Annotated in this window: 22 protein-coding genes; 11 read left to right on the top strand and 11 right to left on the bottom strand. The window is 71.4% G+C overall.

Features of this window, described 5'->3' with window-relative positions:
* Positions 1-39: 39 nt before the first annotated feature.
* Positions 40-1,428 (bottom strand): ABC1 kinase family protein, encoded by a 1,389-nt coding sequence (locus tag J2S22_RS09035; protein WP_272776906.1) that lies wholly within the window; start codon positions 1,426-1,428, stop codon positions 40-42.
* A 106-nt stretch (positions 1,429-1,534) separates the two neighbouring features.
* Positions 1,535-2,692, bottom strand: coding sequence for an alpha/beta fold hydrolase (locus J2S22_RS09030; protein ID WP_272776905.1), 1,158 nt, complete (start codon positions 2,690-2,692; stop codon positions 1,535-1,537).
* A 248-nt stretch (positions 2,693-2,940) separates the two neighbouring features.
* On the opposite strand from J2S22_RS09030, the gene J2S22_RS09025 reads away from it, so the two are divergent.
* A complete protein-coding gene (locus J2S22_RS09025) occupies positions 2,941-3,129 on the top strand; it encodes a hypothetical protein (RefSeq protein ID WP_272776904.1) in 189 nt (62 codons plus the stop codon).
* Between the two features lie 108 nt (positions 3,130-3,237).
* On the opposite strand, the gene J2S22_RS09020 is transcribed toward J2S22_RS09025, so the two are convergent.
* Together J2S22_RS09020 and J2S22_RS09015 are read right to left on the bottom strand one after the other, a co-directional pair.
* On the bottom strand, positions 3,238-6,441 hold the full coding sequence (locus J2S22_RS09020) for an efflux RND transporter permease subunit (RefSeq protein ID WP_272776903.1): 3,204 nt from the start codon (positions 6,439-6,441) through the stop codon (positions 3,238-3,240).
* Positions 6,442-6,668: 227 nt separating this feature from the next.
* A complete protein-coding gene (locus J2S22_RS09015; protein ID WP_370878190.1) occupies positions 6,669-7,895 on the bottom strand; it encodes an efflux RND transporter periplasmic adaptor subunit in 1,227 nt (408 codons plus the stop codon).
* Between the two features lie 135 nt (positions 7,896-8,030).
* Here J2S22_RS09015 and J2S22_RS09010 point away from each other — a divergent pair, with 135 nt between their 5' ends.
* Entirely contained in the window at positions 8,031-8,597 is a 567-nt protein-coding gene (locus J2S22_RS09010) for a TetR/AcrR family transcriptional regulator (RefSeq protein WP_307155817.1), read from the top strand.
* Positions 8,598-8,618: 21 nt separating this feature from the next.
* Here J2S22_RS09010 and J2S22_RS09005 read toward each other — a convergent pair whose 3' ends face one another.
* From J2S22_RS09005 to J2S22_RS08980, 6 genes are all read right to left on the bottom strand, one after another.
* Positions 8,619-9,260: a phosphoribosyltransferase gene (locus J2S22_RS09005; RefSeq protein WP_272776901.1), complete on the bottom strand. Its 642-nt coding sequence runs from the start codon at positions 9,258-9,260 to the stop codon at positions 8,619-8,621.
* Positions 9,261-9,329: 69 nt separating this feature from the next.
* On the bottom strand, positions 9,330-9,956 hold the full coding sequence (pncA, locus tag J2S22_RS09000) for a bifunctional nicotinamidase/pyrazinamidase (RefSeq protein ID WP_272776900.1): 627 nt from the start codon (positions 9,954-9,956) through the stop codon (positions 9,330-9,332).
* A gap of 57 nt (positions 9,957-10,013) precedes the next feature.
* Positions 10,014-10,838 (bottom strand): universal stress protein, encoded by an 825-nt coding sequence (locus J2S22_RS08995; protein ID WP_272776899.1) that lies wholly within the window; start codon positions 10,836-10,838, stop codon positions 10,014-10,016.
* A gap of 132 nt (positions 10,839-10,970) precedes the next feature.
* Positions 10,971-11,522, bottom strand: a complete 552-nt coding sequence (locus J2S22_RS08990; RefSeq protein ID WP_272776898.1) for an Hsp20/alpha crystallin family protein — start codon at positions 11,520-11,522, stop codon at positions 10,971-10,973.
* A 248-nt stretch (positions 11,523-11,770) separates the two neighbouring features.
* Entirely contained in the window at positions 11,771-12,226 is a 456-nt protein-coding gene (locus J2S22_RS08985) for a phasin family protein (RefSeq protein ID WP_272776897.1), read from the bottom strand.
* A 65-nt stretch (positions 12,227-12,291) separates the two neighbouring features.
* Complete coding sequence (locus J2S22_RS08980) at positions 12,292-12,978, bottom strand: helix-turn-helix domain-containing protein (protein ID WP_272776896.1); 687 nt, start codon at positions 12,976-12,978, stop codon at positions 12,292-12,294.
* A 134-nt stretch (positions 12,979-13,112) separates the two neighbouring features.
* On the opposite strand from J2S22_RS08980, the gene J2S22_RS08975 reads away from it, so the two are divergent.
* From J2S22_RS08975 to lepB, 6 genes are all read left to right on the top strand, one after another.
* Positions 13,113-14,648 carry a sensor histidine kinase gene (locus J2S22_RS08975; protein ID WP_272776895.1) on the top strand — a complete coding sequence of 512 codons (1,536 nt, stop codon included), beginning with the start codon at positions 13,113-13,115 and terminating at the stop codon, positions 14,646-14,648.
* Entirely contained in the window at positions 14,638-15,282 is a 645-nt protein-coding gene (gene fixJ, locus J2S22_RS08970; RefSeq protein ID WP_272776894.1) for a response regulator FixJ, read from the top strand. The genes J2S22_RS08975 and fixJ overlap by 11 nt, the downstream gene beginning before the upstream one ends.
* 276 nt (positions 15,283-15,558) lie before the next feature.
* Entirely contained in the window at positions 15,559-15,984 is a 426-nt protein-coding gene (locus J2S22_RS08965; RefSeq protein WP_272776893.1) for a response regulator, read from the top strand.
* Between the two features lie 172 nt (positions 15,985-16,156).
* Positions 16,157-16,333, top strand: coding sequence for a HepT-like ribonuclease domain-containing protein (locus J2S22_RS08960; RefSeq protein WP_272776892.1), 177 nt, complete (start codon positions 16,157-16,159; stop codon positions 16,331-16,333).
* 124 nt (positions 16,334-16,457) lie between these two features.
* Positions 16,458-17,474 (top strand): NADPH:quinone oxidoreductase family protein, encoded by a 1,017-nt coding sequence (locus J2S22_RS08955; RefSeq protein WP_272776891.1) that lies wholly within the window; start codon positions 16,458-16,460, stop codon positions 17,472-17,474.
* A gap of 60 nt (positions 17,475-17,534) precedes the next feature.
* Entirely contained in the window at positions 17,535-18,755 is a 1,221-nt protein-coding gene (gene lepB / locus J2S22_RS08950) for a signal peptidase I (RefSeq protein WP_272776890.1), read from the top strand.
* Here the strand turns inward: lepB and J2S22_RS08945 are convergent.
* The gene (locus tag J2S22_RS08945; protein ID WP_272776889.1) at positions 18,752-20,404 is read right to left on the bottom strand and encodes an MFS transporter; all 1,653 of its coding nucleotides are present in this window, start codon (positions 20,402-20,404) and stop codon (positions 18,752-18,754) included. The two genes, lepB and J2S22_RS08945, sit on opposite strands and share 4 nt — an antisense overlap.
* A 202-nt stretch (positions 20,405-20,606) precedes the next feature.
* Between J2S22_RS08945 and J2S22_RS08940 the strand changes: the two genes are divergently transcribed.
* From J2S22_RS08940 to J2S22_RS08930, 3 genes are all read left to right on the top strand, one after another.
* A complete protein-coding gene (locus J2S22_RS08940; RefSeq protein ID WP_272776888.1) occupies positions 20,607-22,667 on the top strand; it encodes a hypothetical protein in 2,061 nt (686 codons plus the stop codon).
* Between the two features lie 129 nt (positions 22,668-22,796).
* Complete coding sequence (locus tag J2S22_RS08935; RefSeq protein WP_272776887.1) at positions 22,797-23,627, top strand: substrate-binding domain-containing protein; 831 nt, start codon at positions 22,797-22,799, stop codon at positions 23,625-23,627.
* Positions 23,628-23,631: 4 nt separating this feature from the next.
* Complete coding sequence (locus J2S22_RS08930) at positions 23,632-25,410, top strand: ATP-binding protein (protein ID WP_272776886.1); 1,779 nt, start codon at positions 23,632-23,634, stop codon at positions 25,408-25,410.
* Positions 25,411-25,414: the final 4 nt, after the last annotated feature.

Here is a 25,414-nt window from a genome sequence, read left to right as displayed (position 1 = left end):
TCCGTCGTGATGCAACACGACCGGTGAGACGACGTCGGACTAGCTCTTTGCCGCCGGCGGCCGCAGGCCGGCGCCGGTGAGGGCCTCGCGCTGCCGCCCGGCCACCTGATCGACCGAGAAATGCTCGATCGCCTCGTTGAAAAGACGATGATAGTTCAGGCGGGAATCGAGATGCAGGAAGACGCCGCCGAGCCCGATGGCGGCGCGGTCCATGAACACGAATTCCTGCGGGATCGTCACCGGCCCCTTCTCCTTCAGGGCCCGGTGCACCACGAAGGCCTCGCGGCGGCCGTACTCGCCCGGCTTGACGCCGTCCGCGATGGTGCGCACCCGGTCCTCCATCACGGGCCCGAAGATGAAGCGGGCCCAGATGTTGAGGATGTCGATGACGTCGTGGGTGAGGTCGCGGAACCCCCAGGCCTCGTAGGCCTGGACGGTCTGGTCGCGGTCGTTCTTCAGCAGGCCGTGATAGAGGTCGACGACGCCCGACACGAACCGCGGCGGGAAGATGCGGATGCAGCCGTAGTCGAGCAGGTTGATGCCGGCCGGCTCGCCGTTCTCCAGGAACGCCGTGTAGTTGCCGAGATGCGGATCGCCGTGGATGACGCCGAACCGGCTGAACGGCAGCCACCAGGCACGATAGAGGGCGGTGGCGAGGCGGTTGCGGATCTCGATGTCGGCGGTCTTGTAGGTCAGCAGGCGCTGGCCCTCGAGCCAGTCGAGGGTGAGCAGGCGCTTGGTCGACAGCTCCGGCCAGACGCCCGGCACCCGCACCGACGGCACGTCGGCCAGCACGGTCTGGTACAGCCGGACATGCTTGGCCTCGCGCACGTAGTCGAGCTCCTCGCGCACCCGCGCGGCGATCTCCTTGGCGATCTCGGTGGTGTCGATCGCCGGGTCCATGCGGCGATGCAGGGCGAACAGCCAGCCGAGCTGCTGGAGGTCGGCCTCCACGGCCGACTGCATGTCCGGATACTGCAGTTTGCAGGCGAGCCGCGCGCCGTCGTGCGAGGTGGCGCGGTGAACCTGGCCGAGCGAGGCGGCGGCCGCCGGCTTGTGCTCGAAATCCGCGAACTTCTCGTTCCAGTCCGGCCCGAGCTCGGCCTGCATGCGCCGCTTGACGAAGGCCCAGCCCATCGGCGGCGCCTCGCTCTGCAGCTTGGCGAGTTCGGCCGAGTATTCGGGCGGCAGCAGGTCCGGGATGGTGGCCATCAGCTGGGCCACCTTCATGATCGGGCCCTTCAGGCCGCCCAGCGCGGCGGCCAGATCGGCCGCGCCGCTCTCGCGGTCGTGGCTGCCGCTGAGGATGCGGTTCGCCGCCAGCCGGGCGGCGACGCCGCCGACATTGGCTCCGACCCGGGCATAGCGCCGGGCCCGGGCCGAGAAGCGGTTCTTTTCGAGATCGTCGGCTTTTTCGAGATCGCTCATGACACCCATCGACCGGAGTGTCCGATATAGGGTGGCCGGCCGGCAAGTGCCACCGGGGCGCGCCGGATCGGCGCCCCGCAAGGTGAACGAATGGCCGGTCGGCCGGTCAGGCCGGCCGGGGGGCGGGGCTGCGGGGCTCGGGCCGGTCGAGCCAGGCGACGATCCGGGGCCAGGTCTCGGTCAGGCTGCGACGGCCCATGAAAAGGCCCAGATGAGTCGCCGGCACCTCCACGGCGGCGAGATCGCCGGCGGCCGTGCCGAGCGCGGCGGCGGCGGCCAGCACCGGGGTGGTACCGACCACGGTGTCGTCCCCGCCGGCGAGCAGCAGCACCGGCAGCCGCACGGCGGACAGGTCGATGCGGCGGCCCAGCACCGTGAAGGTGCCGCGGACCAGCCGGTTCTCCTTGTAGAGCCACTGGACGACCTGGAGGTAATACGGGCCCGGCAGGTCGATGGTCCAATCGTACCACTCGCGGAACCGCTGCATCAGCGGCTCCTCGTCCGGTTCGGGGGCGAGATCGGGATGCGGCTCGGGAAGCTGCAGCTCGCGGCGGATCGCCTCCGGGGTGTTCGGCGGGGCACCCCACAGGCCGAGCATCAGCTGCCCGAGCAGCCGCCCGTCGCCGAGGCGCAGCAGCTCGGCGAAGCGCGCCAGCGGGGTGGCCGCGGCGATCCGGGCTAGGCCCGAATCGCCGGCCTCGAGGTCGAGCGGCGCGCCGGCCACCACCAGCCGCCGGACCTTGGTCGGGAACCGGGCGGCGAACAGCAGCGCCATCCAGCCGCCCTGGCACACCCCGATCATGTCGACCGGCCCGGGGAGGTCGTCGATCGCCACGTTGAGGTCGGCCATCAGCGTGTCGATGGTGAAGTCGCGCATGCCGGGCGTCGCCGAGCGCCACTCGACGAGATGCAGGTCGCGGCGGCCGGCCGCCAGCAGCGCCTCGACCAGGCTGTGGCCGGGGGCGAAGTCGGCCACCGTCGCCCCGTGCAGAGCATAGGGCGCGCAGATGACGGTCGGCGGCACCGCACCGCGCCCGTTCGGGCTCGCCGCGGCAGTCGAGAAGTCGAGCAGCGAGAGGGTCGTCAGCTCGAGCTCGGCCCGGTTCGGCGTCGTCCAGGGCGGGCGGACGAGGGGCGGGCGCAGGCCCTCCTCGGTCGCCGTCATGCGGGCGAGTTCGTGCACGAAGGCGGCCGTCGCCTCGCTGGCAGACACGGCCGCCAGCATCGGCCACAGCAACGCGGAGGGGAATGACGGACCCGGCATGGACGTCCCCCTGTACGGACGGCCCCGCCGCATCGCATGGCGGGCGCGCCGCGATGCCTGCACTGATCTGCAGGGACTGAGGGGGCCAGGAACGCGGGCCACCTCATGTCCGGGGCACGCCGGAAAAGGGTACGCCTTCCGACCGGCCCCTACAAGGACGCCGTCGGCCCGGCAAGAGCGGACTCGCCCCGATCGCCTCCGCCCGCCGAACCCTGTATGCTTCGTTCATGGTCCAGGAGCGAGACGGCATGACCTATACCATCACCGGACACGACACGGCTGGCGCGCTGACCCTCAAGCGCGAGACGCCGGCCGCCACCATCAAGAAGGCCGGCGAGCTCCTGGCGGAGGGCGTCACCGAGATCGAGATCACTGATCCGGACGGCAGCCGCTACACCGCCGCCGAGTTCGCCGCGCGTCACGCCGAACGGGTGTGAGGATCGGCAGGCCGCTCTGCCGACCGAGCGGCACCCTCGCAGGTCCACGACCGCGCGAACGGTGCGGAGCGTGAACGACAGAAGCACGGCGAGGCGATTCCCTCGCCGTCACTCCGCCGGCGCGCCATGCGGGGCGGGTACGGTCGAGGCCTGCGCCGGTGCGCCGCCGGTGTGCTTGAGCGGGCGGTTGCCGGTCATCGCCCGCAGCAGCACGTAGAAGACCGGCGTCAGCACGATGCCGAACAGCGTGACGCCGATCATGCCGGAGAACACCGCGACGCCCATGGCGCGGCGCATCTCGGCGCCGGCGCCCGTCGAGGTGACGAGCGGCAGCACACCCATGACGAACGCCATCGACGTCATCAGGATCGGCCTCAGCCGCAGCCGGCTCGCCTCGATGGCCGCCTGCACGGGCGAGCGGCCGGAGAACTCCAGCTCGCGGGCGAACTCGACGATCAGGATGGCGTTCTTGGCCGACAGGCCGACCAGCACGACGAGCCCGATCTGGGTGAAGATGTTGTTGTCGCCGCCGGCGATCCACACGCCCGTCATGGCGGCGAGCAGGCCCATCGGCACGATCATGATGATCGACAGCGGCAGGGTCAGGCTCTCGTAGAGGGCCGCCAGCACCAGGAACACCAGGAGGATCGCGATCGGGAAGACGATCACGCCCGAGTTGCCGGCGAGGATCTCCTGGTAGGTCAGCTCGGTCCACTCGAAGTCGAAGCCCTTCGGCAGCGTCTCGGCCGCGATCCGGGCGATCGCGTCCTGGGCCTGCCCGGTGGAGAAGCCGGGCGAGGCCGCGCCGTTGATGTCGGCGGCCAGGAAGCCGTTGTAGCGCATGGCGCGCTCCGGTCCCGCCGAAGGGTTGACGCGCAGCACCGCGGCGAGCGGCACCATCTCGCCCGTGGTCGAGCGGACCTTCAGGGCGCCGAGATCGTCCGGGCGTGCCCGGAACGGCGCGTCGGCCTGGACCCGGACCGAGTAGGTGCGGCCGAACTTGTTGAAGTCGTTCACGTAGACCGAGCCGAGATAGACCTGGAGGGTCTCGAACACGTCGGCGACCGGCACCGAGAGCTGGCGCGCCTTGGTGCGATCGATGTCGGCGAAGAGCTGCGGCACGTTGACCTGGAAGCTCGAGAAGGTGCCGGCGAGCTCCGGCGTCTGCATCGCCTTGGCCGTGAACGCGTCGACGGCGGCCTTCAGGGCGGCGTAGCCCTGGCCGGTCCGGTCCTCGATCTGCAGCTTGAAGCCGCCGATGGTGCCGAGCCCCGACACCGGCGGCGGCGGGAACATGGCGACGAACGCCTCCTCGATCACGGCGAACTTCTTGTTCAGCTCCATCGCCAGGGCGGGGCCCGACAAGGCCGGGCTGGTGCGCTCCTCGAACGGCTTCAGGCCGACGAAGACGATGCCGGCATTGGACGAGTTGGTGAAGCCCGAGATCGACAGGCCCGGAAACGCGATGGCGTCCTGCACGCCCTCGGTCTTCAGGGCGATGTCGCTCATCTCGCGGATCACCTCCTCGGTGCGGTCGAGCGTCGCGCCGTCGGGCAGCCGCGCGAAGCCGACCAGATACTGCTTGTCCTGGCCGGGCACGAAGCCGCCCGGCACCACCTGGAACAGGCCGTACGTCACGCCGACCAGGACGAGGTAGATGCCCATCGCGACGGCGCGATGCGAGATGATCCGGCCGACGCTGCTGCCGTACATGTTCGAGCTTCGGCGGAACGCCGCGTTGAAGCCACGGAAGAACCAGCCCAGTCCCTTTTCGAGAACGCGCGACACCGCGTCCTTGGGCGCGTCGTGGCCCTTCAGCAGCAGGGCGGCGAGCGCCGGCGACAGGGTGAGCGAGTTGATCGCCGAGATGACGGTCGAGATCGCGATGGTCAGCGCGAACTGCCGATAGAACTGCCCGGTGAGGCCGGAGATGAAGGCGAGCGGCACGAACACGGCGACCAGCACCAGGGCGATGGCGATGATCGGGCCGGACACCTCCTCCATCGCCTTGTAGCTCGCCTCCAGGGGCGACAGGCCGGCCTCGATGTTGCGCTCGACGTTCTCGACCACGACGATCGCGTCGTCGACCACGATGCCGATCGCCAGCACCAGGCCGAACAGCGTGAGCGCGTTGATCGAGAAGCCGAAGGCGTACATCACCGCGAAGGTGCCGACGATCGACACCGGCACGGCGAGCAGCGGGATGATCGAGGCGCGCCACGTCTGCAGGAAGACGATCACCACCAGCACGACGAGCGCGATGGCCTCCAGCAGGGTGTGCACCACGGCCTCGATCGAGGCGCGGATGAACTGGGTCGGGTCGTAGACGATCGAGTACTCGACGCCTTCGGGCATGGCGCCCTGCAGCTCGGCCATCGTCCGGCGGACGTTGTCCGAGATCGCGAGCGCGTTCGATCCGGGCGACTGGAACACGCCGAGCGCCACCGCCGCCTTGTTGTTGAGGAGCGAGCGCAGCGCGTATTCGGAGGCGCCGAGCTCGATGCGGGCGACGTCGCGCAGCCGCACCACGGCGCCGTCGGCGCCGGTCTTGACGATGATCTCGCCGAACTCCTCCTCGTTCTCCAGGCGGCCCTGGGCGTTGACGGAGAGCTGATAGTCGAGGCCGGCGGCGTTGGGCGGCCCGCCGATCACGCCCGCGGCGGCCTGGACGTTCTGGGCGCGGATCTCGCGCACCACGTCGCCCGGCGAGAGGCCGTGCTCGGCGATCTTCGGCGGATCGAGCCACACCCGCATGGCGTAGTCGCCGCCGCCGAAGATCTGCACGTCGCCGATGCCCTCGATGCGCTTCAGCCGGTCGCGCACGTTGAGCACCGCGTAGTTGCGCAGATAGGTGATGTCGTAGCGGTCGTTGGGCGAGAGCAGGTGCACCACCATGGTGAGATCGGGCGCGCTCTTGACCGTGGTGATGCCGAGCCGGCGCACGTCCTCGGGCAGCCGCGGCTCCGCCTGGGAGACGCGGTTCTGGACCAGCTGCTGCGCCTTGTCCGGATCGGTGCCGAGCCGGAACGTCACGGTCAGTGTCATCAGGCCGTCGGTGGTCGCCTGGCTCGCCATGTAGAGCATGCCCTCGACGCCGTTGACGGCCTCCTCGATCGGCGTCGCCACCGACTCGGCGATCACCCGCGGGGAGGCGCCCGGATAGGTGGCGCGCACCACGACGGAGGGCGGGGCGACCTCCGGATACTCCGAGATCGGCATCACCCGCATGGCGAGGAGACCGGCCAGGAAGATCAGCACCGAGAGGACGCCGGCGAAGATCGGGCGATCGATGAAGAAGCGGGAGAAGGACATCGGGGGTTCTTTCGACGAGCCGTTCGGATCTGTCATTCCGGAGCGCCGCGCAGCGACAGGCGCGGCCGCTCGCTACGCCGGAGATTGTCCGCTCGTCCCCGCGAAGGCGGGGACCCAGAGGCGACACGGCACGCGGCCTCTGGATCCCCGCCTGCGCGGGGATGAGCGGAAGTCGGGCTTGTGCTCGTCGGTCGACGACCGACGGCGCAGGTCACGATGCGTGCGCCTTACTGCGCCTCGCTCACCTTCACGGCGTCGCCCTTCGTCCACGAGGCCGTGTCCATGCCGACCGTCTTCGGGGCGACGACGGCGCCGGGGCGGACGCGCTGCAGGCCGTTGACGACGATGCGCTCGCCTTCGGCGAGGCCGTCGGTGACGATCCGCAAGCCGTCCGTCGCGGCACCGAGGGCGATCACCCGGTAGGCGGCCTTGTTGTCGTCGCCGACGACGAGAACAAAGCGCTTGTCCTGGTCGGTGCCGACGGCGCGCTCGTTGACGAGCAGGGCCGGCTCCGCCTTCGGCTGGCCCATGCGCAGGCGCACGAACTGGCCCGGCATCAGCGTGCCGCGCGGATTGTCGAACACGGCGCGCACTCGCACCGTGCCGGTGCGGCCGTCGACCTGATTGTCGATCAGCTGCATGTACCCGTGCAGCGGCTCGCCGGCGGCGCGGTCGAGCAGCACCGGGATGCGGTCGATCGCCGTGTGGGCGTCGCCATCGTCCCGGCCGTCGACCGCGAGGCTCGCGAGGGCGCGCCGCACCGCCGTCTCGTCGGCATTGAAGCTCGCATAGATCGGGTCGATCGAGACCAGCGTGGTCAGCACCGGCGCGGCGGCGCCGGCGGCGACGAGATTGCCGACCGTGACGTCCTGCCGGCCGACCCGGCCCGACACCGGGGCGCGGACCTCGGTCCAGGCGAGGTTCAGGCGCGCCGTGGTCAGTCCCGCCTTCGCGGCGGCGAGATTGGCGGCCGCCTCGCGCTCGGCGTTGACGCGCTGGTCGAGATCGCGCTGCGACACGGTGCGGGAGCCGAACAGCTGCTGGCCGCGTTCGAGGTCGCTGCGGGCCAGGGCCAGGCGCGCCTCGGCGGCAGCGACCTGCGCCTCGGCACGGGCCACCTCGGCCGCGTAGGGCGCGGGGTCGATGGTGACCAGGAGGTCGCCCTTCTGGACCAGCGCGCCCTCGACGAAATGGACGTCCTGGACGGCGCCGGCCACCCTGGGGCGCACCTCGACCCGCTCGATCGCCTCGAGCCGCCCGGAGAACTCGTCGTAGAGCGCGACCTCGCGCCGGGCGACCACGGCGACCGACACCGGCACGGCCGCCGGGGCCGCGGCGGCGGGCGGAGCGCTGGAGCGGGCTTCGCCGATGCCGAGATGCATCACGCCGACGGTGCCGGCCGCGATGACCCCGGCCAGCGCAGCTCCGATGAAAATGGTACGATTGGGGGTCATGTGGCGCTCCGTCCAACTTATTTAGTGATCGCTACATAAAGCGCTGGACGGGCCGCGTCAAGAGACTTATATAGCGGTCAGTAAAAAACAAGAAGGTGTGCTGCCTTGGCCCTGGGACGCCCGCGTGCATTCGACATGGACGAAGCCCTCGATCGGGCCCTGCAGGTGTTCTGGCGGCGCGGTTACGAGGGCGCCTCGATCGCCGAGCTGACCCAGGCGATGGGCATCGCCCCGCCGAGTCTCTATGCCGCCTTCGGCAACAAGGAAGGCCTGTTCCGCAAGGTCCTGGAGCGCTACATCACGGTCCGCACGAAGTTCTGGGACGAGGCGCTCGCGGCGCCGACGGCCCGCGGCATGATCGAGCGGCTCCTGCACGGCACGGCCGACTTCATGACCGACGCCTGCAATCCGCCCGGCTGCCTTCTGGTGCGCGGCACCGTCGCCTGCAGCGACATGGCCCAGGACGTCCACCAGGAGCTGATCGCGCGGCGCCGCGAGGGCGAGCGCATGGTGTGCGAGCGTCTGCTCGCCGCCAAGAATGCCGGCGAGTTGCCGGCCGACGTCGATGCGGCCGACCTGGCCTGCTTCTTCGCCACCGTGCTGGAGGGCATGTCGGTGCACGCCGCCGGCGGCGCGACGCGCGAGGACCTTCATACCGTCGCCGACGTGGCGTTGCGGGTCTGGCCGGCGCCGGCCGGTTAGCCGGCGGGGCTGCCGACGGGCTCAGGCGGCCGGCACGCGGGCGAGGGCCGCGATCACCTCGGCATCGGCGACCTGGTCGAAGTCCCGGTAGAAGGCGCCGATCGCCGGCATCCATTCGGGCTCTTCGAGGCACACGATGGCGTCGGCCTCGTCCCGCATGGCGGTGATCGTCTCCGGGGCCCCCACCGGCACCGCGAGCACCAGCCGGGCCGGTCGCCGGCGCCGCACCGCGCGCAGCGCCGCCCGGGCGGTGGCACCGGTCGCCAGCCCGTCGTCGACCAGGATCGCGGTGCGTCCGGCGATCTCGATCCGGGGCCGCCCGCCGAGATAGCGGGCGCGCCGCCGGGCGATCTCGGCCCGCTCGGCGGCGCAGGCGGCGTTGAAGGTCGTCGAATCGATCCCGGCGGACCGGATCACGTCCTCGTTGCGCAGCACGATCGGCGGATCGCCCTCGACGACCGCTCCCATGGCGAGCTCGGGCTGCTCGGGCAGGCCGATCTTGCGGGCGACGACGAGGTCGAGCGGCGCGCCGAGGGCGATCGCGATCTCGGCCGCGACCGGCACGCCGCCGCGCGGCAGCGCCAGCACCACCGGGGACTCGTTCTTCAGGTCGCGCAGGGCGGCGGCGAGGCGGCGTCCGGCGTCGCGACGATCGGTGAACATGCGATCCTCCCGCGCTCGGCTGCTCCTCGTTCCGACGATCTCGACGCCTCGTCTGCGGTCACCCGCCCGTCACCACGTGTCGAGTAGACGAACGCCCTGCTCGGCGAGCTCGCGGCGGGTCGCCGCCACCGAGCCGCCGACGTCGATGCCGCGGCAGCCGTCCTCCACCACGGTCACGTCGAAGCCGAGCCGGCGGGCGTCCTCGGCCGAGAAGCGGACACAGAAGTCGAAGGCGAGGCCGACCACGACGACCCGCGCGAAGCCGCGCTCGCGCAGATAGCCGGCCAGCCCGGTCGGCGTCGTCCGGTCGTTCTCGAAGAACGCCGAGTACGAATCGATCTCGCGGCGGAAGCCCTTCCGCAGCACCAGCGCCGCGTGCGGGATGCTCAGGTCGCGGTGGAACGCGGCGCCGCCGGTCTCCTGCACGCAGTGGTCCGGCCACAGGATCTGCGGTCCGTAGGACAGCGTCACCTGATCGTACGGCGCCTTTCCGTGCACCGACGCGAAGGAGTGGTGGGCCGACGGGTGCCAGTCCTGGGTCAGCACCACGTGGCGGAACCGCTCGGCCAGCCGGACGACCACCGGCACCACCGCGTCGCCGTCGTGAACCGGCAGCGCGCCGCCGGGACAGAAGTCGTTCTGGACGTCCACCACAAGGAGGACGTCGCGATCGTCGATCGCCGGACCCGAACCCATCTCGCCTCTCCGCACCGGGCATCGTCGCGCGGACGATGCGCCGGTGCGCCGCGTGAATCAATGCGACAGCAGGCAACAGGCCGGGCTGTGGCCGAGCAGTCCGCGCGTCACGCCGCCGAACATCCATTCACCGAGCCGGCTGTGGCCGTAGCCGCCGGCGACGATCAGGTCGACGCGCTCCTCGCGGGCGATGCGGATGATCTCGTCCGTCGCGGTGCCGCTGCCGTGCACCGTGATGGCGGCGGCGACGGCGATCCGGTGGCGGGCGAGATGCCGCGTCACGTCGTCGAGATCCTGGCGGGCGGCGGCCTCGCCGCCTTCCGGGCAGACCTCGGCCACCATCACCTTGTCGGCCTCGTGCAGGAACGGCAGGGCGTCGACGAGGGCCCGCCGCGCCTCGCGCGTGTCCTTCCAGGCAATGAGAATCTTGCTCGGCACCAGCGAGTCGATGCTGTCGGGCACCAGCACGACGGGACGTCCGGCCCGCAGGATGACGCTGCCCGGATCGAGAGACCGGAACACGTCGTCGGGCTGCGGGCCGCCGCCGATCACGATCAGGTCGGCGGCCCGCGCCGCATGAGCCACCACCTCGAGCGGGAAGTCGAGGGTGGCGCGCCATTCGACCGGCCGGTTGCCCGGGCCGACGATCTCACGGAAGTGCGCGCCGAGCCGGCCGAGCTCCTCGGTCATCGCCTCCCGCTCGGCGTCCGACGGGCCGAAGTCGACCACCAGGCCTTCCGCCGCGAAGGGCGGACGCGGCCCCCAGCCGGTGACCCCGACCAGCGTCGCATGGAAACGTTCGCCGAGGCCGCTCGCCAGACGCACGCGGGCGTCCGAGGCCTCGTCGATGCCGACATGAACCATCACGGTCGCATAGGACATGGCTCGCTCCTCGCCTCGTTGGACTTCTTCGGCGACCCGGCGTCCCGCCTCCCCGCGCCGGCGGCCGCCACCGACGGCCGGCCGGCGCCTCGGCCCTGCCTGCGTCCCGGCGCGCGAGCGCGCCGGCGGGGCTCATTCCTTGGCCGTCACCGCGATCGTCTTGGCGGCCTTCGCGGGTTCCGCGGCCTTGGGCAGCGTGACGGTCAGCACGCCGTTCGCGAAGGTCGCCGCGATGGCGTCCTCCTCGATGCCGTCGGGGAGCTGGAAGGCGCGCTGGAACGAGCCGAAGCGGCGCTCGGCGACGTGCCGGCCCTCGCGGGTCTCCTCGCGCTCCTCCTTCTTCTCGCCCTTGATGGTGAGGATGCCGTCGGCGAGCTTCACCTCGACGGCCTCCGGCGCGATGCCGGGCAGCTCGGCCGTGATCTCGTAGGTCTTCTCGGTCTCGACCAGATCCACGGCGGGCCGGCGGGCGGCCGCCTCGTCGGCGAGCAGCGACGGACGCATGGCGAAGAAGCTGCTGCCGAACGGTGCGAGCCCGAAGCCGCGTCCGACGTCCTCGAACAGGCGGTCCATCTGGCGCCGCAGCGTCTCGAAGGGCTCCCACTCGCGCATCGCGCGGGTGGCGGGTTTCGTCTCGGCGGGCGGTGTCGCAGCGGTCGCGACGACTTTCTCGGCCTCGGCCATGACGGTCTCCTTTCGGCTTTCGGTGGTCTCCTTTCCGGCCCCGCCCTGCATCGGCGGGGTTACGACGACAGGATAGGCCGGCGCGGTCCGGTGGTGTTGACGGCGGTCAATTCCGGCGGTTCCGGCGCGTTGGAACGGCAGCTGATCACGAGGATAAAGAAGGCCGCGCAGGTCGGCCGCGCACGGTCGTCGGTACAAGGCTGCCTACGCGCGGCCGATCGGTGTGCCGGTTCGGTGCGCCGTCGTGATCAGGTCGAGCCGGCCCGATCGACGCCGGCCGAGAAGCCGGTGGCGAGCGGCCGCGCCGTCTCGCTCATCAGCTTCTGGCCGGCCGACCAGAGATCCTTGCCCTGCGCCACCGCGGTCTCGATCTGGCGCGCGGCGAAGCGGCTCGACAGCTCGATCACGTCGGGCAGCGACCGCGCCTCCGCCATGGCGGCGGCGAAGTCGAAGCCGGCATTGATGTTGGCCTGCATCGCCGCGATCATCTTGAGGCCGAACTCGGCGCTGCCCTGCACGGCGGTCGCGTAGCTCTGCTCGAGCACCGCCTCGGTCGCCTCGGTGGTCTCGGCGATCGTCTCGCAGCGCTCCTTCATCTGCGCGAGGCCGTCGGCCGCGACGAACTGGAAGCCGGAGGGGAATTCGATCGGCGGCAGCCCGGTGTGCTGGCGGGCGGACGATCCGGGCGGGGGCACTGCTGGCATGGCAACCTCCTCGCATGTTCGAGACTGGGGTCTTCGCGAACGGCCCTCGGTCCCGCCGAGGGCGGTCAGGCATGCAGCCGCTTCAGCGCCTTGCGATCGCGCAGCAGGATGCGCCGGCAGGTCGGCACCGCGATGGCGCCGGTGCCCTCGAGCTGGGTCAGGGTGCGCGAGATCGTCTCGATCGTCAGCCCGAGATAATCGGCGATGTCCTGGCGCGACATCGGCAGCTCGATCTGGTCGGTCACACCCATCCGATCCGCCATTTCCAGGAGGAAGCAGGCGACCCGCTCCTGGGCGCTGCGGATCAGCACCAGCATGTGGGTGCGCACCTGCTGCAGCTCGCGGGCGGTCAGGGCCCAGAGCATGTGGGCCGTCCGATGCTCGGCCTCGGCATGGGACACGAGGGCGCTCCGCTTGATCACCAGAAGCACCGATCGGGTCACCGCCTCGGCCGAGCAATGGTGGGTCTCCGTCGCCTCGAGGCCGAACACCTCGCCGGGCAGGTAGAACGAGCTGATCTGCCGTCGGCCGTCGTCAAGCACCTTGTAGGTGCGGGCGGCGCCCGCCACCACCTTGTAGACGTAGGAGGTCGGCTCGCCCTCGCCGAAGATCTCCGCGTTGCGGGCGAAGGCCATGCGGACGCCGAGCGCGTCGAGGCCTGCCGTCCCGGCGCCGTTCTGCTCCGCGGCCCACCGGTCCACCGGCTTGGCCGGATGGGTGGGGCTGAGGGTCTGCGCGTTCTGCATCAACATGGGCGCGGGCTCGCATCGAGGACGGGATGCTGCCAACCCAACGTAGGGACCCGGACGCGGCAACGAAATTCGGGTATGGTCCCTAAGGGCTGTCCCGGAGCTCCGGGCTCCGGTACGCGCCGCGAGAGCGGATCATGGCGGAGGTGGAGCTGCGTTCGTCGGACGCGCGGGCCGCGGCAACGCCGTCGGCCGAGCCGGCGCGGCCGGCGGTCGAGCGGACCTTCTGGTACGCTGCCGCCGTGCTGCTGCCGGGGCTCGCCTTCGTGCTGCATCGGGCGGTCGTCGGACTCAGCCCCGCGCAGGCCGACCTCGTCTTCATGGTGCCGCCGGTGCTGATCGTGGGCGGCCTCGGCGGGCTCGGCCCCGGGCTCCTGGCCACCGTTCTGGCGCTGGCCCTTCACCTGTTTCCGTTCGGCCCGCCGCTCGGGGCGCCCGGCCCGGCGCTGGTCACCGGCGCGGCCTTCGGGCTGATCGGCGTCGGCATGGCGGTGTTCGGCGAGCGGCTGCGCCTCGCCCGCGACGAGGCGGCGGCCCGCACCCGCGGCCTGATGGCCCGCGAGGCCCACCTGCAGTCGATCCTCTCCAACGTGCCGGACGCCGTCATCATCGCCGACGCCACCGGGCGGATCGAGCTGTTCAGCCCGGCGGCCGAGCGGCTGTTCGGCTACCGGGCCGCCGAGGTGATCGGGCGCCCCCTCGGGGTGCTGATGCCGCAGCCCTACAGCGACGCTCACCAGGACCATGTCGACCGCTACATGCGCACCGGCGAGCGGCACATCATCGGCACCGGCCGGGTGGTGGTGGGCGAGCGCAAGGACGGCTCCACCTTCCCGATCGCGCTCTCGGTCGGCGAGATGACGTCGGAGGGCCGCCGCTTCTTCACCGGCTTCGTGCGCGACCTCACCGAGCGGCAGGAGACCGAGGCGCAGCTCCAGCGCCTGCAGTCCGAGCTCCTGCACGTGTCGCGCCTCACCGCCATGGGCGAAATGGCCTCGGCGCTCGCCCACGAGCTCAACCAGCCGCTGTCGGCGATCGCCAACTATCTCGCCGGCTCGCGCCGCCTCCTCGTCGTGCCGGGCGAGGACGACCTCGCCATGGTGCGCGAGGCGATCGACGCGGCCGTCGAGCAGTCGCTGCGCGCCGGCCAGATCATCCGGCGCCTGCGCGACTTCGTCGCCAACCGCGAGCCCGAGAAGCGGATCGAGAGTCTCAAGACCCTCATCGAGGAGACCAGCGCGCTGGCGCTGGTGGGCGCCAAGGAGAGCGGCGTGCGGGTGCGCCTGCTGCTCGATCCGGCGGTCGACCGCGTCTTCGTCGACAAGGTCCAGATCCAGCAGGTGCTGCTCAACCTGATGCGCAACGCCATCGAGGCCATGGAGGCCTCGCCGCAGCGCATCCTGACGGTCGCGACCTCGCCCGGTCCGGACCGCCACGTGACGATCGAGGTGTCCGACACCGGCTCCGGCATCGCCGCCGAGATCGCCGGACAGCTGTTCCAGCCTTTCGCCACCACCAAGACCTACGGCATGGGCATCGGCCTCTCGATCTCGCGCACCATCGTCGAGGGCCACGACGGCCGCATCTGGGCGGAGCCCTGCCCTGGCGGGGGGGCGTCGTTCCGGTTTACACTGCCGTCCGTGGTGGGTGAGGATCTCGGCGATGTCGGCTGACCCGGTCGTTCATGTCATCGACGACGACGAATCGGTGCGCAAGTCGCTCGACTTCCTGCTGCGCGCCGCCGGCTTCCGCACCGCCACCTACGACAGCGCCGGCGCCTTTCTCCAGCGGCTGGCGGAGGCCGCCCCGGGCTGCGTCGTCACCGACGTGAAGATGCCCGAGGTCAGCGGCGTCGACCTCCTGAAGCGCCTGCGCGCCCTCGACGTGCGGATGCCCGTGATCGTCATCACCGGCCATGCCGACGTGCCGATGGCCGTCGAGGCGATGAAGAGCGGCGCCGTCGACTTCCTGGAGAAGCCGTTCGACGACGAGGTGCTGATCGCCTCGGTCCGCACCGCCCTCGCCGCCGCCGAGAGTACGGCCGAGCGCGAGGCGGCGCGGCACGACTTGCGCAGCCGCATCGCCACGCTGTCGCGCCGCGAGCGCGAGGTGCTGGACGGGCTCGTCGCCGGCAAGCCGAACAAGACGATCGCCTGGGACCTGGGCATCAGCCCGCGCACCGTCGAGATCTATCGGGCCAACGTGATGACCAAGATGCGCGCCGTCAGCCTCTCCGAGCTGGTGCGGATGACCATGCTGGCCGAGCTCGCCGACCAGCCGGTCGGCACCGACGACCTGGCCGGGTGAGACCGCCGACGCGGCACGCGACGGCCCGACGAACCGGCGGGACTGCGGCGGCGCAGCGCTGCGATTTTGAGCGGCGTCAAAGCGTCGCCTCTCCTTTGCGCTTTCCTCGTCGACGGCCGCCACGGGCCGGCCGTCACACCGGCGGTCCGTCCCGACATGCGGCCGGACGGCGGGCGCGGCACGCGGGATCGTGTTCGCGCAACCCCGCGCGACGGCGGGCCGGAGACACGTCGTGCCACCTGCCGTCTGCACTCTGCGACACCGTGGTGCAGCGCCATGACGCGGAACGGACGGAACGAGCTGTCGCTTCCGACCATCGTGGTCGTCAACGACGACCCGGGCCTGCGGCACGCGCTGCGCTTCGCGCTCGGAGTCGAGGGCTTCGCGGTGCGCACCTTCGCCCGCGGCGCGGAGCTGCTCGACGCGCCCGATCTTCCCGACCTCGCCTGCGTGGTGACCGAAGCGCGGCTTCCCGACATGGCCGGCCTCGATCTGGTAGCCCGCCTGCGGCGCCGGCGTGCCCGCCTGCCCGCCATCCTGATCACGAGCGATCCCAGCCTGCGCCTGCGCCGCGAGGCGGAGGATGCCGGCGTGCCGCTGATCGAGCAGCCGTTGCGCGGCGACAGCGTGGTCAACGGCGTATTGGCCCTGCTCACCGGCCGCGGCGGCACGGATCCGCGCGGCCGCCACGCGAAGGCGTGAGCGGGGCGGAGGCGATCTCGCGTCCGGCGGTTTGGCCCGACCCGGGCCGCCATGCGAAGCTGCTGCATGAGCAGAGACGAGGTCCTGCAGAAGCTGCGAGCCCAGGCGAGCGCCGTCCAGGCGCTCGGGATCCGCGTCGGGGCGACGGCGAACCGCGTTTTCTGATGCCGGAGTGGTCGTCAAGGCTCACGACCCCGAGGTGTGGTGGCAAGACGTCGCCGGGATCGGGACCATCCTCGGGCACGAGTATCAGACGGCCGACAGCCTGATCATCTGGAAGGCCGTCACCCACGACCTGCCGATCCTCGAGCGGGCCCTGGTGGCGATCAGGGCATCGCTCGACGGGTGACCGGGGCGGCGCGCGCCGATCCGGGCCGGACGGCCCCTTGTCGGCCACCCGTGGGACGCGCGATCATCGCGCCGTCGCGACCCGGCGGCGATCGCCGCGGACGCGACGGACGAGGGACAGTCGCATGACATCGACCATGCGGGCTTGGCGCTCGCTCGCGCCGGGGCTCGACGGGCTGGCGATGGCCGAGGTGCCGCGGCCCGAGCCGGGACCGCGCGAGATGCTGGTGCGCGTCGCGGCGGCGGCGCTCAACTTCGCCGACCTCCTGATGGCGGACGACCGCTATCAGGTGCGGCCCGAGCGGCCCTTCACCATGGGTCAGGAGCTCGCCGGCACCGTGGTGGCGGTCGGGGAGGGCGTGACGATCCCGCCCGGCGCGCGCGTCGCCGGCAAGGTCGAGACCGGCGCCTTCGCCGACTACGCGGTGCTGCGCGAAGACCTCGCGATGCGGGTACCGGACGACCTTGCACCAGAGGCCGCGGCGGCGCTGCCCATCGTCACCACCACGGCGCTCGTCGCGCTCACCGAGAGCACGCTCGTCCGGCCCGGCGAGACGGTGCTGATCACGGCCGCGGCGGGGGGCGTCGGCCTCGCGGCGATCGAGGTCGCGAAGGATCTCGGCGCCCGGGTGATCGCGGCGGCGGGCGGCGCCGACAAATGTGCGCTCGTCAGGGAACACGGCGCCGACGTCGCGATCGACTACCGCGAGACGCCTCTCGCCGGCGCCGTGACGGCGGCGACCGACGGGCGGGGCGTCGACGTGCTGCTCGATTCGGTCGGCGGCGACGGCAAAGGTCTCCTTCGCCTGCTCGCCTGGGGCGGGCGGCTGCTGGTGACCGGCTTCTCGGGCGGCACGATTCCGCAGATTCCGGCCAACCGGCTGCTGCTGCGGAGGCTGTCGGCGATCGGCGTCTATTTTCATCCCGACCACGACGCCGCCATGCTGGCGCGGGTCTTCGCGCGCCTCTCCGATCTCGCGGCGCGCGGTGCCGTGCGGCCGCATGTCGGCGCCGTGTTCGGCTTCGACGGCCTGCCGGCGGCGCTCGCGGCGCTCCGCGACCGCGCCACCACCGGCAAGGTGATCTTGCGGGTGGTAGCGGAGGTCGCCCGGCCGCCGAACGAGGTGCTTCAACAGTCATGATGGTGTCATAATACTCCGGATGGTAGGTATGGGCTAGTTTCCTTGCCGATGGGGAGATTCATGACGGTCGCGCCGACTGAGCCGCCTTCGCCCTCGCCGTGGCTGACCGTCTGGCTCTCGCCCCGCGACACCATCGAGCGGATCGTCGCTCAGCGTCCGACCCGCCACGTGCTGCTGATCGCGGCGGTCGGCGCCATCGCGTCGGCCACGGGGCAGCTGATCGGGGCCGACGTCTGGCACGTTCTGCTCGACTGGCGTGTTGCGACCTTCATCGCCGTGGCCGGCGGCGGGCTCGGCGTGCTCGCCCTCTATCTCAACAGCGTGATCTTCCGCGCCGTCGGCCGGCTGCTCGGCGGCCGGGCGAGCGCGCGCGACCTGCGGGCCGTACTGGCCTGGAGCGGTGTCCCGAGCATCCTCGTCGTGTCGATCTGCCTCGCCGCACTTCTCGGCCTGCCGGCGGCATGGGATGCGTCGGTGGCGCTGGCGCTGCAGGCCGCCGTGATCGTCGCCACGCTGTGGTCGTGGGTCGTGTTGGCCGCGATGTTCGGCCGCGTGCAGGGCTTCGGCGTCTGGCGCACCCTCCTCGGCATCGGGCTGTTCTGGCTCGTGCTCACTCTGATATCGCTTGCGCTCGGCCTTGCGATCCGCACCTTCGTCGTCCAGCCGTTCAACATCCCGGGCGGGTCGATGATGCCGACCTTGGAGATCGGCGACCATCTGTTCGTGACCAAGTATACCTACGGCTACGGCCGTTATTCCTTTCCGGCCGGGATCACCTCGTTTCACGGGCGGCTGATGGGCCGGGAACCGGAGCGTGGCGACCTCGTCGTGTACCGGCTTCCCAAGGACGATTCGACCAACTACATCCACCGGCTCGTCGGTCTTCCGGGCGATCGCATCCAGATGATCGGGGGCGTGTTGCACATCGACGGCCAGCCGGTGAAACGCGAGCGTGTCGACGACTTCGTCAGCGATGACGGCGGACGGATCGTGACGATTAAGCGCTGGCGCGAGACTCTTCCGAACGGCGTCAGCTACGAGACGCTCGACCTCTTGGACAACGGCTTTCTCGACCACACCCAGGTCTACGAGGTGCCGCCGGGCCACTATTTCATGTTGGGCGACAACCGCGACAATGCGACCGACAGCCGGGTGTCCAGCCGGGTCGGTCCCGTCCCGTTCGATCATCTCGTCGGACGGGTGTGGATCATCTACGCGTCGTTCGACGGGGCGCGCGGCGGTCGGATGCGGCCGGAGCGGCTCGGCCTCGTGCTCCGTTAGGCCGCCGCCTCGTCTTCCTCCGGCTGCGCCCGGCCGCGCGGAAGATCGGTCGCGATCAGATGCGTGACCTTCGGGAAGCCGGGCTGGTTCAGCGTGCGGATCTCGTCCTGGAGCACGCGAGCGGCCCGGGTGATGCGCTCGTGCTGGCGCAGATGCTCCAGCCAGGACTCGACCATGAACGTCTCGACGTAGCGTCCCTCGGTCGCGGCGTCGTCGAACACGGCCCACGCATAGGCGCCGTCGCGGCGGCGCTCGTGCTCCATCACGGCGAGCTTCTCGAGGAACGCGTCGCGGTCCGTCGGGTCGATGCGATACTCGATGCTCACCATCACGGGGCCGCGGTCGGGTGCCACCTCGCCCGACAGCACCGGCTGCGGCCAGTGCATCGAGGGCGAGAGGTCCACGCCGAGCCCGGTCTGCAGCTTCGCGCGCCGCGTGAGCGGAACGGCCGCGAGCAGCCCCGCCGCCGCGACGACCAGGGCGAGGGGCAGCCCGATCAGGCCGGCGAGCTTGCCCCACAGCAGGCTGCCGAGCGTCATGGCGGCCGACATCACGGTGACGAACACGGCGAGCCCGCGGCCCCGCACCCAGTCGGGCAGCGCCACCTGGGCCGAGACGTTGAGGCTCGACAGCACCTGGATCCAGGCGGCGCCGGCCAGCACGCTGGCGGCGAGCGCCACGGCGGGGTGGCGGGCCGCCGCGAACAGCAGCAGCGCCGCCGCCGTCGTCCCGGTCGCGGCCGCGACCAGCCGGTCGGCCCCGAGCCGCGCCTTCAGGCGCGGCAGCGCGAGGGCGCCGAGCACCGCGCCGGCGCCGATCGCGCCCAGCATCAGGCCATAGAGCTGTGGGCCGCCTTCGACCAGGTCGCGGGCGATCAGCGGCAGCAGCGCCCAGTAGGCGCTGGCGAAGACGAAGAAGCCGAGGCTGCGAGCGAGCGTCGCGCGCAGGTGCGGGTTGCGCCGCGCATGGCGGAGACCGATCCGCACCGCGTTGCCGAAGCGCTCGGCCGGGAGCTGGCTGGTGCGGGCCGGCTTTCGGCGCCACCAGACGAGCGCACCGATCACCAGCACGAAGCCCGCCGCATTGATCAGGAACGGCGAGGCGAGGCCGAGGGCCGCGATGGCGAGGCCGGCCAGCGCCGGCCCGAGCGCCCGGCTGATGTTGATGCCGACGCTGTTGAGCGCGACGGCGCCGGGCAGGTCGGCTTTCGGGACGAGTTGCGGCACCACGGCCTGCCAGGCCGGCGCCACCATGGCAGCGCCGACTCCGGCCGCGAACGTGAAGGCGAGCACCAGCGTCGGCGTCGCAATGCCGGCCAGCACGATCAGGCCGAGCAGGGCCGAGGCCGCCATGGTGGCCGCCTGCACGACGATCAGCAGCCGGCGCCGGTCGACGATGTCGGCGAGTGCCCCGGCCGGCAGCGCGACCAGCGCCATCGGCAGCATGGTCGCCACCTGGACGAGCGACACCGTGAGAGGGCGCGGATCCAGCACGGCGATCAGCCAGCCGGCGGCGGCGTTGTACATCCACACGCCCACATTGCTGATCACGGTCGCGCTCCACAGGACCGTGAAGTCGCGGTGGCGGAACGGAGCGAAGGCGCCGTGCGGAGCTGCGGCCGGCGGCGGGACGGGGGCGGGCGCGGTCATCCGGGCACGCTAGCGGTGCACCGGCACGCCATCAACACGGCGCCGCGCCCGGCCGGCATGCTCCGACGGCCGTCATGCGCCACCCTCCGATACCGGACCGCGTCCCTCGCGCCTGCCGCGAACTCCTTCAGGCTACGAGATTTTCCCGGTCCGTAGTCCGCCTGACTTGCGATCCGGCCGCGCCGCGGCGAGCTTCACGGCCATGGTCGATCTGGTCCCCATTCCGCTCGGCGTGCTCGTCACGCGTCTCTTCCGCGAACTCGCCCACAAGCGCTCCGCGTTCGATCTGCCCCAGAAGTTCTTCGTGCAGGCGACGCCCGGACGCGACGTGTCGACGAGCTTCCACGGCCGCCGCGTCGCGACGCCGTTCGGGCCGGCCGCCGGTCCGCACACCCAGATGGCCCAGAACATCGTCTCGTCCTGGCTCGCCGGCGGGCGCGTGATCGAGCTGAAGACCGTCCAGATCAAGGACCGGCTGGAGCTGTCGCGGCCCTGCATCGACGTCGCGACGGTCGGCTTCAACGTCGAGTGGTCGCAGGAGCTCACCCTCGAGCAGTCGCTCGAGGAGTACGTCAAGGCGTCGATGCTGATCGAGATGCTGAAGGCGGCCGGCGTCGTCACCGGGCTCGACGAGACCGTGTTCGACATGAGCGTCGGCTACGATCTCGCCGGCATCCGGTCCGAGCGGGTCCGCGCCTTCATGGCCGGCATGATGGACGCCAGCGCCATCGTCGAGAGGCTGCGGGCCGACATCCCGGACGAGTGGGCGCAGTACCGCGGGCTCGACTTCCCGACGCGTCTGTCCGACACGCTGACGCTGTCGACCTTCCACGGCTGCCCGCCGGAGGAGATCGAGAAGATCGCGGCGTTCCTGCTGGAGGAGATCGGGCTCGACGTCGTCGTCAAGCTCAACCCGACCCTGCTCGGACGTGATCAGCTCACCAGCCTCCTGCGCGACCGGCTCGGCTACACCGAGCTGAGCGTGCCGGACGCCGCCTTCGACAAGGATGCGACCTGGACCCAGGTGACCGGCTTCGTCGACCGGCTCGGGCGGCTCGCCGAACAGCGCGGGCGACGCTTCGGCGTCAAGTTCTCCAACACGCTGGTGGTGAAGAACCACAAGAGCTTCTTCTCGGCCGCCGAGAAGGAGATGTACCTGTCCGGCCCGCCTCTCCATCCGATCGCGATCGCGCTGGTCGACCGCTTCCGCGAGGAGTTCGGCGACCGCTTCCCGATCTCGTTCTCGGCCGGAATCGACGAGGGCAACTTCGCCGACACCGTGGCGCTGGGGCTCAAGCCCGTTACGGTGTGCACCAATTTCCTCAAGCCCGGCGGCTATCGCCGCGGCTTCCGGTTCTTCCAGACGCTGACAGCGAAGATGGCCGAGCTCGGCGCCGCCGACATCGACACCTACGTGGTCAAGGCGTTCGGCCGGGCCGAGGCGGCGCTGGACCGGCTCGGTCTGCCGGCCGAACGGGCGGCCGCCTGCCGGGCGGCGCTGGCCGGCGGCTCGGACCTGCGCGCCGCGGCGGGCGACGCGTTCGACGCCTGGGTCTCGGCGGCGCGGCTGGAGAACACCGTGGCCTATGCGGCCCAGGTGGCGGCGAGCCGGCGCTACGACGCCGCCGAGCATTCGACGCCGCCCAAGAAGATCAACTCGAACCTCGTGCTGTTCGACTGCCTCACGTGCGACAAGTGCATCCCGGTCTGCCCCAACGACGCGAACTTCTCGTTCGCGATCCCGCCGGGCGAGACGGCGATCGAGCGGCTCGAACGCAATGGCGACGGTTGGACGGCCGCGCCGATCGGCACGCTGGTGCTGAAGAAGCCGCACCAGATCGGCACCTTCGCGGACGCCTGCAACGAGTGCGGCACCTGCGACGTGCTGTGCCCGGAGGACGGCGGGCCGTATCTCGTCAAGCCGATGTTCTTCGGCAGCCTCTCCGCCTTCGCGGAGGCCCCGCAGCGCGACGGCTTCGTGCTGGAGCGAACCGCGGCGGGTGTGCGGATGCACGGCCGTTTCGCCGGGCGGGTGGTCCGGCTGGAGGTCGCGCGTGACGGCGTGCGGGTCCGCTACGCCGGAGACGGCTTCGACCTTACCCTCGATCCCGCCGATCCGGCCGGCACCGTCGAGGGGACGGCGGAGGGCACCGTCGATCTCGGCTATCTCCGCATCATGGAGAAGCTCCTCGCCGCCGTGACGGCGCCGCAGGCCGTGACCTTCGTCAGCGCGGCGCTGGAGCAGGCCCGGCCGGGCGCCTGAGCCGGGGGCGGGCTCGGGGAGAACGCTTCACGTCCGACGCGGGCGTGGTGGATCGCCCTAAGCAAGACTTTACTCTCCCGTGCTCAACTGGAACGCGAGGCTCGCCAGCCGCCGTTCCAGGAGGAGGCATTGTCTGTCACCGGAGTGGTCCGCGGTACGCTCGTAGCTGCCGGGCTGCTGCTCTCGCCTTCGCTCGTCACGCCCCTCGCGGCGGCGGCCGAGCCGGTGCGGGTCGGCGGCACCGGCATGGCTCTCGCGGCGATGCGGCACCTCGGCGACAGCCTGCGCGCGGTTCGGCCCGACATCGTGGTCGAGGTGCTGCCCAGCCTGGGCACGTCCGGCGCGCTGCGGGCCCTCCAGGAGGGCGCCATCGACGTCGCCGTCACCGGTCGGCGCCTGAAGGCCGAGGAGCGGGCCAAGGGCTTCGTCGAGACGCTGTGCCTCCGGACGCCGCTGCTGTTCGCCTCGTCGCATCCGGCTCCGGGCGGCATCCGCGCCGTCGACCTGCCGCGGCTCTATTCCGACCCGGGCCCGGTGTGGCCGGACGGGCGCCCGCTGAAGATCCTGATGCGCTCGCGGGCCGGCTCGGAGAACGGCTATCTGCTCGCCTTCATGCCCGCCATGGGCGTGGCGCTGGAGAAGGCCTACGGCCGTCCCGGCGTTCCGGTCGCCACCACCGACCAGGACAATGCCGAGCTGGCCCAGCGCACCGACGGCTCGTTCGCGGTGATCACCCTGCTGCAGCTCCGTGCCGAGAAGCTGGATCTCCGGGTGGTGGCCCTCGACGGCATTCAGCCGGAGCCGGGCGCCGTCGCCGACACCTATCCGCTGTGGGTCTCGGTCTGCACCGTGGTAAAGGGCGAGTCGCCGCCCCACCCGGTCGCCGCCCTGCTCGCGCATCTGCGCTCCGAGACCGGCCTCCGGCTCGTCGGAACGATGGGGGCGGTCCCGGCCGAATAGCCCCATGACGCAAGCCGGGTCGTTCACGCGCCTCAATCGCTCCGTGCTCGCCGTGGCCGTGATGGTCGGCGTGCTCGCCGGGGTGTGCGGCCCGCTCGCCTTCGGGGTGAACGCCTGGCGGACCGAGGAGGCGCGGCTCGGCTATCGCACCGAGCTCGCTGCCCGCCGTGTCGCCGAATACGCCTATCTGCAGGGCGACGTCTGGCGCTACGCCGAGCACCGCGTCGCCGGCTTCGTGGACTATTACCGGCTCGACGAGCATCAGGCGGTCTTCGATTCCGGGGGGCGGCTCGTCGCCGAGGCGGGCGACCCGATCGACGGGCCGGCGCTACGGGTCGAGTCGCCGATCGTGGTGCGCGGCGAAACCATCGGCACCGTCCGGGCCGCCATCGATCCGACGCCGCTGCTGCTGCGGGTCGGGCTGATCGGCCTGCTCGGGCTGACGGCGGGAGCCGCCGTGTTCGTCTGCGCCTATCTCGTGCCGCGCCGGGCGATCCGGCGCGCCGTCGCCGAGCACGAGGCGGTGCAGCGGAGCCTGCGCGAGCAGATCCGGCAGACCCGCGACGCCCTGCAGCTCGCGCGCGAGGCGACCGCGGCGAAGTCCGCCTTCCTCGCCATGATGAGCCACGAGATCCGCACGCCCATGAACGCCGTGATCGGCCTGTCGTCGGCGCTGCTCGACACCCGGCTCGATCCCGAGCAGCGCCATCTCGCCGACACCATCGCGAGCTCGGGCAACGACCTGCTGCGGCTCCTCAACGACATCCTCGACTTCTCCAAGCTCGACGCCGGCAAGCTGCAGCTCGAGGCGGTGCCGTTCTCGCCGGCCGTGGTGGCCGCCAAGGTCGTCGGCATCGTCGAGGCGCGGGCGCAGGAGAAGGGGCTCGTGCTGCGGATCCAGGTCGATCCGGACCTGCCCGAGCAGGTGGTCGGCGACCCGGCGCGGCTGAAGCAGGTCCTGCTCAACCTGGTGGACAACGCCGTCAAGTTCACCCAGGCCGGGACCGTCGAGCTCGCGATCCGCTGCACCGGGCGGACCGAGGCCGCGGCGACGCTGGAATTCCGTGTCCGCGACACCGGCATCGGCATCGCGCCCGACCAGATCGGGCGACTGTTCGGCGAGTTCGCCCAGGCCGACAGCTCGATCAACCGGCAGTTCGGCGGCACCGGGCTGGGCCTCGCCATCTCCAAGCGGATCGTCGAGCAGATGCGCGGCGCCCTCGGGGTGGAGTCGGCGCTCGGCGCCGGCAGCACCTTCACGGCGACCGTGACGTTGCCGCTGCCCGCCGCGGCCGGCTCGGCGTTGCCACGGGCCGAGGAGACCGCCGTCGCACCCGCCGATCCGGTCCTCCCGGCGCGGCCCCTCGCGGTGCTGCTCGCCGAAGACAACCCGACCAATCAGCTCGTCTTCTCGAAGCTCCTGCAGGGGGTGCCGTCACGGCTGACGGTCGCCGCCAACGGCCGCGACGCCGTCGCACTGGCGCGCAGCCGCGCGTTCGACATCGTCTTCATGGACATGCGCATGCCCGAGATGGACGGGCTCGAGGCGACCCGGGCGATCCGGGCGCTCGGCGGCGCCTGGAGCGGTGTCCCGATCGTCGCCCTCACCGCCAATGCCTTTGCCGAGGACGTCGCCGCCTGCCGCGCGGCGGGCATGACCGACTTCATCGCCAAGCCGCTGCGCAAGGCGGCTCTGCTCGAGCGACTCGCGCTGGTGGCGCCCGGGACGACCGCCGGTGCGGCAGCCGCTCCGGCCGAACGGCACGACACCGCGGCGGCGTGACGGC

This window comes from Rhodoplanes tepidamans, assembly GCF_030813915.1.
Lineage (GTDB): Bacteria > Pseudomonadota > Alphaproteobacteria > Rhizobiales > Xanthobacteraceae > Rhodoplanes > Rhodoplanes tepidamans.
The sequence above is the reverse complement of the archived record's forward strand: the minus strand, read 5'-3'. Positions and strand labels throughout refer to the sequence as shown.

Bases quoted from the DNA above. Each gene is read 5' to 3' on its own strand.
- J2S22_RS08965 (WP_272776893.1), top strand. From the start codon at position 15,559: ATGACGCGGAACGGACGGAACGAGCTGTCGCTTCCGACCATCGTGGTC.
- J2S22_RS09015 (WP_370878190.1), bottom strand. From the start codon at position 7,895: ATGACCCCCAATCGTACCATTTTCATCGGAGCTGCGCTGGCCGGGGTC.
- J2S22_RS08980 (WP_272776896.1), bottom strand. From the start codon at position 12,978: ATGTTGATGCAGAACGCGCAGACCCTCAGCCCCACCCATCCGGCCAAG.
- J2S22_RS09030 (WP_272776905.1), bottom strand. From the start codon at position 2,692: ATGCCGGGTCCGTCATTCCCCTCCGCGTTGCTGTGGCCGATGCTGGCG.
- J2S22_RS09025 (WP_272776904.1), top strand. From the start codon at position 2,941: ATGACCTATACCATCACCGGACACGACACGGCTGGCGCGCTGACCCTC.
- J2S22_RS08945 (WP_272776889.1), bottom strand. From the start codon at position 20,404: ATGACCGCGCCCGCCCCCGTCCCGCCGCCGGCCGCAGCTCCGCACGGC.
- J2S22_RS09020 (WP_272776903.1), bottom strand. From the start codon at position 6,441: ATGTCCTTCTCCCGCTTCTTCATCGATCGCCCGATCTTCGCCGGCGTC.
- pncA (WP_272776900.1), bottom strand. From the start codon at position 9,956: ATGGGTTCGGGTCCGGCGATCGACGATCGCGACGTCCTCCTTGTGGTG.
- J2S22_RS09005 (WP_272776901.1), bottom strand. From the start codon at position 9,260: ATGTTCACCGATCGTCGCGACGCCGGACGCCGCCTCGCCGCCGCCCTG.
- J2S22_RS09010 (WP_307155817.1), top strand. From the start codon at position 8,031: ATGGACGAAGCCCTCGATCGGGCCCTGCAGGTGTTCTGGCGGCGCGGT.
- J2S22_RS08995 (WP_272776899.1), bottom strand. From the start codon at position 10,838: ATGTCCTATGCGACCGTGATGGTTCATGTCGGCATCGACGAGGCCTCG.
- fixJ (WP_272776894.1), top strand. From the start codon at position 14,638: ATGTCGGCTGACCCGGTCGTTCATGTCATCGACGACGACGAATCGGTG.
- J2S22_RS08975 (WP_272776895.1), top strand. From the start codon at position 13,113: ATGGCGGAGGTGGAGCTGCGTTCGTCGGACGCGCGGGCCGCGGCAACG.
- J2S22_RS08940 (WP_272776888.1), top strand. From the start codon at position 20,607: ATGGTCGATCTGGTCCCCATTCCGCTCGGCGTGCTCGTCACGCGTCTC.
- J2S22_RS08955 (WP_272776891.1), top strand. From the start codon at position 16,458: ATGACATCGACCATGCGGGCTTGGCGCTCGCTCGCGCCGGGGCTCGAC.
- J2S22_RS08985 (WP_272776897.1), bottom strand. From the start codon at position 12,226: ATGCCAGCAGTGCCCCCGCCCGGATCGTCCGCCCGCCAGCACACCGGG.
- lepB (WP_272776890.1), top strand. From the start codon at position 17,535: ATGACGGTCGCGCCGACTGAGCCGCCTTCGCCCTCGCCGTGGCTGACC.
- J2S22_RS08990 (WP_272776898.1), bottom strand. From the start codon at position 11,522: ATGGCCGAGGCCGAGAAAGTCGTCGCGACCGCTGCGACACCGCCCGCC.
- J2S22_RS09035 (WP_272776906.1), bottom strand. From the start codon at position 1,428: ATGAGCGATCTCGAAAAAGCCGACGATCTCGAAAAGAACCGCTTCTCG.
- J2S22_RS08930 (WP_272776886.1), top strand. From the start codon at position 23,632: ATGACGCAAGCCGGGTCGTTCACGCGCCTCAATCGCTCCGTGCTCGCC.